The following is a 12,119-nucleotide window of genomic DNA, read 5'->3' as shown; positions in this document are numbered from 1 at the left end:
TAAAATCAAAAGGATTTGACATCACTTCAATAGGGGTTGATGATTTAGGCACATCGGACGAACATATTACGGCGAACTTATTTTCAAACATGGATTCAAACCGAGAGCTGGTGTCATTTTTATTAGACAACAACCAACTGAGCCACTTGAAACGGGTAAGATTATTAACAGATTGGCTTCTAAACCCGACTTAACATTCGAACGAACGTTGACTGTATATTCGTCTAGCTCGTTGAGACAGAAGAAATACTAACGCTATCAATCAACTGCTAGCACGATTGCGACTGAGTGCTATTATCATTTTTCGTCTGAGCTTTAAATACCAGCCATCAAGTCTGAGCCAAATACTCCCAGGGATCAAATGACTTCATAAAATCTTGTTGCTGAACGATCAATACTTTTTGAATCATCGTGCCATGCTCCTGAGATCGTTCGTTGATGGGCATAAATGCATAATCATAACACAGATAATACAGTTTTGAAGATGCACCATAGGCACTTGTAAAGTGCCTGAACGAAAATCCCAATTCAGCTAATACTTCCCTACGAACGGTGGCTTTACCTGTAGGGCAAAGCGTTTTTAAGATCGTTCGGTTTTTTCTAAGTTGGGCGTTGAGCTTCTTAATAGCCTCTTCATGAGGCTTTTTGTTTTGGTTGTTATAAGTAGATCTACACTGATCGCTACAGAATTTCTTATCTGCTCGTCCCTGGATCGGCTCTTTGCAACTCAAACATGTATGCGCTTGAAACATAGTCGTATTATTATCCGGATATATTCGTTTATAAACGGATATATCCGGATATGAATCTACTTAATTCACAGAAACCGACAAGTTTTATAGCTCAAATGGATTTGACTATAGATAAAACGGCTGATGCCTATCAGGCGGCTCTTGGAATGCTGGAGACCAAGATGAAAATGATGCGATACAGTGAATCTACTCATCGCACGTATCGATACATGTTCAGGGAATTTTTGAGGTACACCTATCCCAAAAAGCTGCATCAGATCACGGAAACAGACATTTTACTCTTTCAGCGAAAGCTGGTAGTAGAAAAGAAGTGTTCTCGGGCGTATCAAAACCAATCCATCAATGCCATTAAGTTTTACCTGGAGCATGTACTGGGTTGGGACCGTCAGGTGTACGCGTTGCAGCGTCCAAAAAAACAGGTGCGTCTCCCCCTTGTGCTTTCAGTAGAAGAAATACAGCGGTTGTTCGAATGCACTCCCAACATTAAACATCGCACCATTCTTATGACAATATACAGTGCCGGGTTAAGGGTATCAGAAGCATTGAACCTGCGAGTTGGTGATATTGACTCTGACAGGATGCAGATTCGTATTTCCAATGGAAAGGGAGACAAAGATCGTAATACCGTCCTGTCTGCGCGTTTACTGGTAATGCTTCGGATGTATTACCTGGAGTATGCACCAAAACATTATTTGTTTGAAAGCTATGACGGCTCGCAATACTCTACGAGCAGTGTACGCAAGTTTTTACGGAGATCGGTGGAACGTGCCGGCATTGACAAACCAGTGAAAGTACATACGTTACGACACAGTTTTGCCACACATTTATTGGAGAATGGCACGAACCTACGCTATATACAGGATCTGCTTGGACACACCAGTGCCAAGACTACCGAGATCTATACGCACGTTAGCAGTAAAAAACTGAGCGATGTGGTTAGTCCATTGGACACAATGGGGGTATATTTGAAAGGTTAATAACAGGAATGCTCCTGTTATTATGTTGTTGGGCTTCATGCCTGTGAACGCAGAGTTCCCCGCTTCTGAACTTTTCTAACTTGGAATAAGTTACCTAATTAGCTAACTTTGTGCGCATGAACAAAAGTGGTGATGTCAGAAAAGTTATAATCTTTGGCGAACATTTTTGGGAGTTCTACAACAAGCAAACTCCTAAGATAAAAGAGCGAATAAACTGGACAATCAAATTGATTAAGACGGTTGAACGAGTTCCAACGAAATATCTCAAAAACATCACAGGGACTAACTTGTATGAGATGCGGATGATCTCGGGGACTAACATCTATCGAATATTCTGCTTTTTTGACAAGGGTAAATTAGTTGTAGTGTTGAACGGGTTTCAAAAGAAAACTCAGAAGACACCCAAGAACGAAATAAAACTGGCTGAAAAGCTGCAAAAACAATATTATGATGAGCAAGACTAAAATTATAGATTTTGACGATCACTTGAACGCAGAGTACGGTGAACGTGGAACTGAATCCAGAGAAGCCTTTGAAGAAGGATTTGAAGCTTTCAGATTGGGAGTGATGCTTCAAGAAATGCGCAAGAATCAAGGCATGACCCAGGAACAACTGGCGAAGAAATGTGGAACAACTAAAACCTACATTTCACGAATTGAAAATAACGCAAGTGATATCCGACTATCAACACTAATGCGAATTATCAGAGAAGGACTTGGCGGCCATTTGAAACTTAACGTAGAAGTATAACACGAAAGCCCAACAAGCGATATAGACGCATGGCTTACTTAGTTCTTCGCCAACTGGCATGCTATCCGCCCGCTCTATCTGCGCCGGAGCTCTCGCTCTAGGAATTTGCCACGGGCAAATCCCGAAGGGATTGACTTGTGCTGCGTGTCTGAACATGCCAATTGTGTGCTTCCGCAGATTTCACTAATTTCATCGCTTAAAACTGGATATAGCCACACGCTATATCTTGACGTTATACTCCATTTCCCCAAAGAATTAATGAAATCATTTATCTCCTTTTTACTCCTAACCTTAACAATTCAACTTTCCGCACAAACTAAAATCATCAAATTCGAAGCAGGTCATCTAACTGTTGAAGTCGCTAATAAGTGGATCGGTGTGGAGACGAGAAGAAGTTTAGCTCTGAACCAAAAATCAAAACCTGAGAATTTGCAGATAACTTATGGATTCTCGGATAATTCAAGTTTAGATGAATTCTATAAAGAAAACGTAGTTGAGTCTTTCCCTAATGAGTTTGAAAACTTCAAAATAATTGAAGAAAAAGAGCATTTGATTAATGACCGAAAATTCAAGTCTGTCCTCTTTAACTCAACCGGTAAGGGAATAACTTTTCAAACAATTGTATATATGACCATGAACAATGGAAATGGTTATGTATTCATAGGAACATCAACTCCATCCAGAATGAGCGAAAATTCTCAGGAGTTTTATGATATTGTGTCGTCAACTAAGTTTCTGTCACCAAACAATGAACCAATAGTTAAGAACGAAAAACTTGAACTTGTTTACGGTAAAAGATGGATTTTGAAGAGTCAAGATTTAGGTTTTGGTAACTTTCCTGTTTCTTCCGATTCCAAATTCTATTTTGAGCTAACTGATAACAAAATCTCTCAAGCAAAAACTGATAACTCACAAAAATGTGAAGTTGTGTTTTCTTATGATAATTCAAGTAACACAATTACATTTTTCTGTCGAGGAAGAAATCTAACTCGCCAAATACTGAAAGTAACGGCTAACACCCTAACAACTAAGGAAATTGATGAGGTGGGTGACACTCTTGAACGTACATATCAAGCTTCAAAGTAAAGGAGTATAACAGTTGCTAGCACGAATGCGCCAGAGCATCTTTCTGCTAGTTTCATCTGATCTTCACCGCTCCGCTACCCATTCTGAAATCGCATCTCTCCTAGCAACTGTGGTGCTTCTGGATTTTGTCTTTCTAAACTCAGTTCTTTGTAGAAGCCGTTGTGGGTGTTGGGCAGCTGCGCTATATTAGCTTCTTTCTGCCAAGTTCGGGGCGCACTCCTGCTAGCTTGGCGTTGTGAGGCATACCCTTCAGAAATGAAAATTCTTCTAGTTTCCATCTTAGTTTCTATTACTTCAATATCATTTGGTCAAGACTTATCTAGCCCTGAAGGATTATATCAAGCCAACTATCAATACTATGGTAACTGGTTTAAAATCCTAATCATCTATCCAAACGGGAATTATGAATTTGTTATTCGTACAGATTCTGGTGAACGACCAATTGAACCTGATTCTGGTGAACGACCGAAGTGGACTTTGGATTCGGTTAACTCAGAGATACACCTTCATAAAACAAAAGAATATGAACCTGAAATAACTTCCTTAACAATCGACAAGACGGGTAACTTAATAGAAAATAACAATAAGGCTTGGGAAAAATTTGTCCATTTTTATCCAAACGGTGTAATCTGGAAATTTATGGACAATGGCTACTTGACAACATATAATCAAGAAGGCTTCCCGTTGACAAAACAAAGCGTTGAAAAGGAAAGCGGTTCAGAAACAATAACCTTCTTTTCATTTAGTGAACAAGAAAAAAAGGAAGCTAAAGAATTTATTGACCAAGAAAAGACTGGAGGTGCTTATCACTACTATTATTTATATCACATTGCAATGACCGATATTTTTGGAAAGGTAAGAAGCATCTCATCAACGGTGAATGAAAAAAAAACAACCAAATACTTTAAAAGAAATGGCAAAAAATACCGAAAACCTGTAGAGTAACGCCTCACAACATGCGCTAGCGATGCAGATGTCAGACTGCTACTAGCAAGTATTGCAGGAACTCACCGCTCCCCTTCCCTTCTGTGACTTTCAGTGTGTTGAAGAACTGCCTGCAGTTCTGGCGGATGTCTGAGTTAACGCAGCTTTTTATAGACCGTTTTGTGCGTGTGGTTCAGGTTCGCTAGTTTTATCAGAAATTGCCCAGCTCGGAACATCCGCCCGCTAGCTGAGCGTTATATTCAACTTTCGGTTGGACTTAGGCTAGATTTTCAGGACTGTGAACGTTTATCTTCCATAGCTTTCTTGCATCGCACGGTCAATTAGCTCATCAAACTACTTCTGGCGCACTACGTACCTGACAGCACCTAACCGCTTGAGTTTTCGTGCATCAGTCCTCCTTCTCTCCCATTCCATAAGATCCTTTGCCTGATACCTCTTATTTCATCTCGTCATTATCCAGCTCATTCAGTAGCCCGTCAGACGGAGCGCCCGCGTGAATGCTGCTTTCCATCAGAAAAAGGTTAGTTATCTACCGAGTGTCTGCTATCGCGGATTCAGGATGCAAAGGGTTTTTCTAGCCTGATCCGTAATTGCAAGAATTGAAACAATGCAGAATATAACAGGCGATAAAGCACATGGCTTTACATAGTTCTTCGCAAATGGAATCAGGAGACGCCCGTTCATCTGCCGGCTAAAAGCTCACTTCGTAGAAGTGAAAGTGTGCTGGCCAGGACAGCATGCCGAGCCAGCGGGTGCCTGTGGGCGGAAGGTTTCATGCTGTCTTGATTTTTGCTTCTTTTCATCTAAGGAAAAGAAGAGGAAAAAACTGTCGGCAGATTTCACTAATTTCATCACTTTAATTAAAAGGTAAAGCCACATGCTTTATCTAGTCGTTATATTCAACTTTCGGTTGGACTTAGGCTAGATTTTCAGGACTGTGAACGTTTATCTTCCATAGCTTTCTTGCATCGCACGGTCAATTAGCTCATCAAACTACTTCTGGCGCACTACGTACCTGACAGCACCTAACCGCTTGAGTTTTCGTGCATCAGTCCTCCTTCTCTCCCATTCCATAAGATCCTTTGCCTGATACCTCTTATTTCATCTCGTCATTATCCAGCTCATTCAGTAGCCCGTCAGACGGAGCGCCCGCGTGAATGCTGCTTTCCATCAGAAAAAGGTTAGTTATCTACCGAGTGTCTGCTATCGCGGATTCAGGATGCAAAGGGTTTTTCTAGCCTGATCCGTAATTGCAAGAATTGAAACAATGCAGAATATAACAGGCGATAAAGCACATGGCTTTACATAGTTCTTCGCAAATGGAATCAGGAGACGCCCGTTCATCTGCCGGCTAAAAGCTCACTTCGTAGAAGTGAAAGTGTGCTGGCCAGGACAGCATGCCGAGCCAGCGGGTGCCTGTGGGCGGAAGGTTTCATGCTGTCTTGATTTTTGCTTCTTTTCATCTAAGGAAAAGAAGAGGAAAAAACTGTCGGCAGATTTCACTAATTTCATCACTTTAATTAAAAGGTAAAGCCACATGCTTTATCTAGTCGTTACTTGCCATAGATGACCCGCAACTTTCTCCTCATACTTCTAATATTTACTTTTGGCTGCAATCAACTTAGAACAGTGAACGAACAAGATTTATCAAAACCTGAAGCAACCGATGCATTTCGAGACTACCTAACAACTGCTCACAACTATTTAACTGAGCAACAGGACATTTGCAGAAACGACTATGGACTGAACAACTGGGAACGCTGGTATTATGATGACGAAACTGGTATCCTTGAGTTTTTGAACGGGGACACGGTGAAACTTCGGATTAAATATCAACAGGTGGGAACTGTTTCTGAAATTTCGAACACTTGGCTCTGGGCGTGGGCGAACCCTAACCTTGAGGATAATATCAAAATCGAATCGAAAAAAGTAAGTGAACTCGGTGAACAGAAGGACTTTGAACGACTTACAAAACGAAAGTGGAACGCTGACGAAGTAGACGGTTGGGAGATGACTTCCATCATGGCGTATCTAACAAACTCTAAGGGAGCTTATCGAATTCCAGGTGACAGTGTAATTAAATTTATAGTCTTCAAAGAACTGGAACTAGTAAACTGACAAGACGGCAAGTAACAGTTGCTAGCACGAATGCGCCAGAGTGCTTTCTACTAGTTTCAACTGATCTTCACCGCTCCGCTACCCATTCTGAAAGTGTCTTCTCTCCTAGCAACTGTCTTGCTTCTGGATTTTATCTTTCTAAACTCAGTTCTTTGTAGAAGCCGTTGTAGGTGTTGGGTAGCTGCGCTATCTTAGTATCTTTCTGCTAGCTCGGGGCGCACTCCTGCTAGCTTAGCGTTAGTCACAATCCATGCACAGATTCTATTTTCTGCCTTTTATCCTTAGTTTATTCTGCTCTTGCTCTGGTGAACGAACAAGTAAAAATCAGGTATCTGAACTAGATACTGTTTATGCTGACATCCACTATTTGAATAACAAAGACACTTTCAAAACTAAGTTGCCAATTATAGCATTTTCTAACGCTAGTATGGGAACTGCTCATTTCAAAATTGGCAGAACTGACACCATCAGATTAACAGTCAAGAACTTCAGTAACTATGAAACTGAACTTAGAAACGAAACCAATGTCTTAACTCAAGATCTTGGATTGAACAAATATCTTATAACACCTACTGACTCAAACTTTCGCTTCGAAATCTGGCAAAACTATGATTCTGGCAAAGTCATCCTAACAAGATTTGACCAAAATCAACAAGCGAATTACTCAAATTATGATGGTTGGAGAACTGTGGGATTTCTAAAACTGACGGCTGAAAAAGAAAGTGACTAACAGTTGCTAGCACGAATGCGCCAGAGTGCTATTCACAAGTTTCATCTGATCTTCACCGCTCCGCTACCCATTCTGAAATCGCATCTATCCTAACAACTGTCTTGCTTCTGGATTTTGTCTTTCTAATTGCAGACTTTCATAGATGCCGTTGTAGGTGTTGGGCAGCTGCGCTATCTTAGTGTTTTTCTGCCATGCTCGGGGCGCACTCCTGCTAGCGTGGCGTTGTAGTGCATTTAAAAAAATTCTAAATAAATCGTAACCTTTATTCAAAGGAACATGTTCTTTAAAGCACTTGTCGGTATAATATTGAAATTTTGTTTCTGTTAATTACACCACTTCATAGTCTATCTATTTAGATCAAATTAGGGAACTCTAAATTCAATAAATGTTAACAAATGGTCTCATACTAATACTGGCATCTCTCGGCCTGGCGCAAGGTCTTTTTTTAAGCTTCTATCTATTCACACTCAAAAAAGCAAACAAGAAATCCAATATTCTGTTAGCTCTGTTTTTATTAGGCCTAACCATTAGGATTGGTAAATCTGTACTAAACCATTATGTTCCTTTGGCGAATTGGCAGAACAACATTGGCATTTCAGGAATTCTGTTTGCTGCCCCTTCTTTGTGGCTTTATGGATTATCGCTCTTTGAGAAAAACAAATCATTCACATTAAGAGATTACATCCATTTCGTACCTTTCATTTTGTTTCTGTTTTTAATTCCATTTGTGCCAAGGCATGGAAATTTTGAATCCTTTTGGAATTATGGAGTTGTCGTTTTTCATTTACTATTTTACCTGATACTCTCCTGGTCTTATCTGTATAAAAATCGATTACACGTATCACTAAGTATCGCACGGTGGTATCGAAATATCTTAATTGGTGCGACACTAATTTGGTTTCATTATGTTGGAAATCTTTTCGATTTTACCTTATACTACATTACGGGCCCTATATTTTACTCGATGTTGATTTATGGTTTGAGTTATCTTTTTTTAAATCGTCAAAAGTTTACTGTTCAGAAGTATGATAGCTCTAACCTAAATAAAAAGAGTTCTGGAATCCTTTTTCAAAAAGTAAAAAAACTCTTTGAAACCGAGTACACCTATTTGGATGAAGGTCTTACACTGAATGTAGTCTCTGAAAAATTACGTGTAAAATCCCGCGAAATCTCGCAGGTCATAAATGAAAATACGGATCAGAATTTTTACGAATTTGTAAATCAGTACCGCATCGAAAAAGCCGAAATTCTATTAAAGGATTCGAAGTATGACAATGAGAAAATAGCCACCATCGCGTACGAGTCTGGTTTTGCAAACGTCACCTCGTTTAATGTTGCGTTTAAGAAAAAAACCGGATTAACACCTTCCGTCTATAGAAAAGGATAAACCGTTTATTTTCCATTCAAAGAAACACGTTGCTTATAGTTTTCAATTTTTTTATGGCTGATTATTGTCCCATACAATTTTGTTATGCACTGCTAATGTATGATAGTAGAAAGGTTCAATAATTATGAATAGAAAAAAATTTATCTATGGGTCAATCGTGGGAGTCGGAGCAGCCATAGCTGTTCCATCCGCCATACTGATGAAATCGAAAGAAAAAGAAGCTGGTCAATTAGATGAAAAATTGGTTAAGAGTTTTGTGATTGCCGGGCATTCCAAATTGGAACTGGTCAAAGAAATGCTCAGCGAGCATCCCAACTTAATTTATGCATCTTATGATTGGGGTGATGGTGACTTTGAAGAAGCTATTGAAGGCGCAGCACATTTGGGCAATAAGGAAATTGTAAATTATCTACTTTCTCTAGGCGCTAGAGCCAACCTTTTTACACTAACCATGCTAGGGAAAACAGATTTGGTGAAACCAACGCTGGAAGCTTACCCTGAGCTATTATTCGCAAAAGGACCTCATGGTCTCACTTTATTACATCATGCGCAAATTGGCGAATCTGCTGAGATGGTCAACTATCTCATGGAGAAGGGTGTAACTCAAAGAATGATAAAAATTAAATAGTTTCTAACCCAATAACAATGACCAGAATTTCAACAATAATTTTCATAGTCGTTCTAATCTTATTCGAACAATGTTCTACAACTTCCGGGACTGAACTAACAAAGGAAGAGCGGGATTTTGCTATTAACGAGTTAGTAAGTTCCAGAGATAACCTACTCAGTACAATTAATGGCCTAAGTGAGGAGCAACTCAATTTTAAAAATAACGAATCGTCATGGTCAATTGCCCAGTGCATGGAGCATATTACTCTTTTCGAAAATGTGATGTTTGAAGTACTCGAGGAGTCCTTAGAGCTCCCAGCCGATCCGGAAAGACGGAAGGACCTACGATTTACCGATAGTGAATTGATAGCACATGTATCTGATCGCACCAATAGTGCGAAAACGACAGAAGAATTTGAGCCAACCGGAAAGTATGGCAATCATAGTTTAACTGTAATAGAATTTATAGATAAACGCGAAAAACATATTAAGTATATCACAACAACCACAGACGACTTAAGAAACCATTTTGTGAGTTTTGGTTCTGCAGATGCCTATCAGCTTTTGCTCTATATGTCTTCACATTCAGAACGCCATTTACAACAGATCAAGCAGATTCTAAATAATAAAGATTTCCCAAATAACTAAACACAGGACAATGAGAAAAAATAAAATTATGGGTTTAATGATGCTACTTATAATGGCGTGCAATGAAAAATCTGATACAAACGGAAATAGTGCCTCAGCTCCATCAGCAGAGAAATCTAATTTGACTGCCCTGGAAGTGGTTAACAAAAGAATGGCCCTTTTCAATGCGAACAATTACGATGAGTTTATAAAATTGTATCATGCAGATTTGAAAGTGTACACATACCCTGATAAGCTAATGGGAAAAGGGTCGGATAGATTAGCCTCCATTTTTAAATCAGATTTCGATAATAAATTGGTGGCTGTTGAAATTGTTAATCAAATGGAAAATGGCCCTTATGTAATCAATCACGAGCTGGTTATAAATGATGGCAAAAAGACCAAATATATTTCTATTTATAAAGTTGAAAACGGTTTGATTACCAATGTGAGTTTTGTAAGAGAATTTTGATAGTAAAAAAGTAGAATATAATAGTTGGTTAAAAAAAGCCCTACAACAAGTTGCTAGCACGAATGCGCCAGAGTGCGATTCACAAATTTCATCTGATCTTCACCGCTCCGCTACCCATTCTGAAAGTGTCTCCTCTCCTAGCAACTGTCTTGCTTCTGGATTTTGTCTTTCTAATTGCAGTCTTTCATAGAAGCCGTTGTGGGTGTTGGGCAGCTGCGCTATATTAGTGTTTTTCTGCCAAGCTCGGGGCGCACTCCTGCTAGCGCGGCGTTACTTGCCATAAATGAGAAGATTACGGAACATATCAATTTACCTGACTCTATTGCTTCTTGTTGGTATTGCTGGATGGCTATTGACACAGACTGATAAGGAAATGGAAGGTGTTGCGCTTCTAATTTCGGTGCTATCATTAACAACTGCGTCAATAACACTTAACCAAGTGCTTGATTCGAAGCTACCAGAAATCATAGTTGAAGTAACGGATGGTAAACGATATAACCTGCTAACCTTAGTTGTTAAGAATGTTGGTAAGATGACTGCCTACAATATCAAAATAAAATTTCCCGAAAAACCACTGGTTAGATATTACAATGAGAATGACAATGAGGAGTTTAACATACTCACTTATGCAGCATTGGCTCAAAATAACGAATTGGTAATTGCACTTGGAGGACCTATGTATTTCGACAAACTAAAAGATGAAGATTTGATACATGAGGTAATTGTATCCTTCCACACTTCAAGAAATGGCTGGTTTATAAATAAGTATAAAACCAATTCGACAATAGATGTGTCGGCTTATCGAAAAACTCTAATAAGCCCTAGCGAGGAAATTTCTGCATACAAAAAAGTTCCTGACGAATTGAATATCATAGGAAAAAATCTCTCAACAATTGCAGAAGAACTAACGAGACCTAGAAGGGAAGAAGAACACAAGCGAAGGATGAAACAAAAGTCTAGCGACAAATAAATTATTAAGGATGGAAGATATATTGAAACTCCTAGGAATTTTTTCCGCTAGCTCCATTCTTGTATTTGCTGTAATCAAATACGCTTCTCAACAAATTTTTGAGTCCTACCTTAAGAAAAGTATTGAAACTCATAAAAGTGAACTTGAACGCATCAACTTTTCGCACCAAATACAATTTGCCTCCTTACACAAGGAACGAGCAACAGTAATAAAGGAACTCTACTATCGTCTTTATGATTACCAAACAACTGTTCTACACTTTTTCCTTGTAGAACTTTCAGATGAAGACCCAGAAGGGGATTTCAGAAACAGGCTGAAAGAATGGAAAGTGGCTGTACTCAATTTTAGTCCATATTTTCATAAGCATAGAATATACTTCGACAAAGACCTTTGCTTGACTCTTGACAATCTCAATAACGAACTTGAGAGAGTAAATGAGGAAACACAAAATTTCCTCCATAGCTTCGATAAGATCGATGATCAAATTGCTTCAATCCAGAGTAATTCGGAAACCTTTGTCCACCTCCGTGAACGATCACAGAAACTATTCGAGGAAACCATTATGCCAGTCTCTGACCGACTTGAAGAGGACTTTCGCAAAATATTAGGAGTATAACGGTAAAACGGCAAGTAACAAACGATATGGACGCATGGCCCGACTTAACATTCTGCCTATTGTACCGTAAAACATCCCGC

The 12,119-nt window shown here is 39.3% G+C and carries 14 protein-coding genes; 13 read left to right on the top strand and 1 reads right to left on the bottom strand.

From position 1 onward, the window contains the following. Positions 1–329 precede the first annotated feature (329 nt). The gene (locus ACOMC3_RS06695) at positions 330–752 is read right to left on the bottom strand and encodes a hypothetical protein (protein WP_420318762.1); all 423 of its coding nucleotides are present in this window, start codon (positions 750–752) and stop codon (positions 330–332) included. Between the two features lie 146 nt (positions 753–898). Between ACOMC3_RS06695 and ACOMC3_RS06690 the strand changes: the two genes are divergently transcribed. From ACOMC3_RS06690 to ACOMC3_RS06630, 13 genes are all read left to right on the top strand, one after another. Continuing rightward, on the top strand, positions 899–1,729 hold the full coding sequence (locus ACOMC3_RS06690; RefSeq protein ID WP_420318761.1) for a tyrosine-type recombinase/integrase: 831 nt from the start codon (positions 899–901) through the stop codon (positions 1,727–1,729). A gap of 116 nt (positions 1,730–1,845) precedes the next feature. After that, on the top strand, positions 1,846–2,193 hold the full coding sequence (locus ACOMC3_RS06685) for a type II toxin-antitoxin system RelE/ParE family toxin (protein ID WP_420318760.1): 348 nt from the start codon (positions 1,846–1,848) through the stop codon (positions 2,191–2,193). Beyond that, positions 2,180–2,479 (top strand): helix-turn-helix domain-containing protein, encoded by a 300-nt coding sequence (locus ACOMC3_RS06680; RefSeq protein WP_420318759.1) that lies wholly within the window; start codon positions 2,180–2,182, stop codon positions 2,477–2,479. The genes ACOMC3_RS06685 and ACOMC3_RS06680 overlap by 14 nt, the downstream gene beginning before the upstream one ends. A gap of 258 nt (positions 2,480–2,737) precedes the next feature. Further along, positions 2,738–3,565 carry a hypothetical protein gene (locus tag ACOMC3_RS06675; protein ID WP_420318758.1) on the top strand — a complete coding sequence of 276 codons (828 nt, stop codon included), beginning with the start codon at positions 2,738–2,740 and terminating at the stop codon, positions 3,563–3,565. Between the two features lie 255 nt (positions 3,566–3,820). Next, on the top strand, positions 3,821–4,510 hold the full coding sequence (locus ACOMC3_RS06670; protein WP_420318757.1) for a hypothetical protein: 690 nt from the start codon (positions 3,821–3,823) through the stop codon (positions 4,508–4,510). Between the two features lie 1,566 nt (positions 4,511–6,076). Then, a complete protein-coding gene (locus ACOMC3_RS06665; RefSeq protein ID WP_420318756.1) occupies positions 6,077–6,628 on the top strand; it encodes a DUF6882 domain-containing protein in 552 nt (183 codons plus the stop codon). Between the two features lie 250 nt (positions 6,629–6,878). Continuing rightward, positions 6,879–7,358, top strand: coding sequence for a hypothetical protein (locus ACOMC3_RS06660; RefSeq protein WP_420318755.1), 480 nt, complete (start codon positions 6,879–6,881; stop codon positions 7,356–7,358). Between the two features lie 385 nt (positions 7,359–7,743). Beyond that, positions 7,744–8,745 (top strand): helix-turn-helix domain-containing protein, encoded by a 1,002-nt coding sequence (locus ACOMC3_RS06655; protein ID WP_420318754.1) that lies wholly within the window; start codon positions 7,744–7,746, stop codon positions 8,743–8,745. A gap of 199 nt (positions 8,746–8,944) precedes the next feature. Continuing rightward, positions 8,945–9,373, top strand: a complete 429-nt coding sequence (locus tag ACOMC3_RS06650; RefSeq protein ID WP_420318753.1) for a hypothetical protein — start codon at positions 8,945–8,947, stop codon at positions 9,371–9,373. Between the two features lie 17 nt (positions 9,374–9,390). Then, complete coding sequence (locus tag ACOMC3_RS06645; RefSeq protein ID WP_420318752.1) at positions 9,391–10,002, top strand: DinB family protein; 612 nt, start codon at positions 9,391–9,393, stop codon at positions 10,000–10,002. Positions 10,003–10,012: 10 nt separating this feature from the next. Further along, entirely contained in the window at positions 10,013–10,453 is a 441-nt protein-coding gene (locus ACOMC3_RS06640) for a nuclear transport factor 2 family protein (protein ID WP_420318751.1), read from the top strand. 283 nt (positions 10,454–10,736) lie between these two features. Further along, positions 10,737–11,423, top strand: coding sequence for a hypothetical protein (locus tag ACOMC3_RS06635; protein ID WP_420318750.1), 687 nt, complete (start codon positions 10,737–10,739; stop codon positions 11,421–11,423). Positions 11,424–11,433: 10 nt separating this feature from the next. Next, a complete protein-coding gene (locus tag ACOMC3_RS06630; protein WP_420318749.1) occupies positions 11,434–12,039 on the top strand; it encodes a hypothetical protein in 606 nt (201 codons plus the stop codon). Positions 12,040–12,119: the final 80 nt, after the last annotated feature.

Source organism: Ekhidna sp., from assembly GCF_965212185.1.
In the GTDB taxonomy this organism is placed as follows: domain Bacteria; phylum Bacteroidota; class Bacteroidia; order Cytophagales; family Cyclobacteriaceae; genus Ekhidna.
This window is presented reverse-complemented; position numbering and strand designations above follow the sequence as displayed.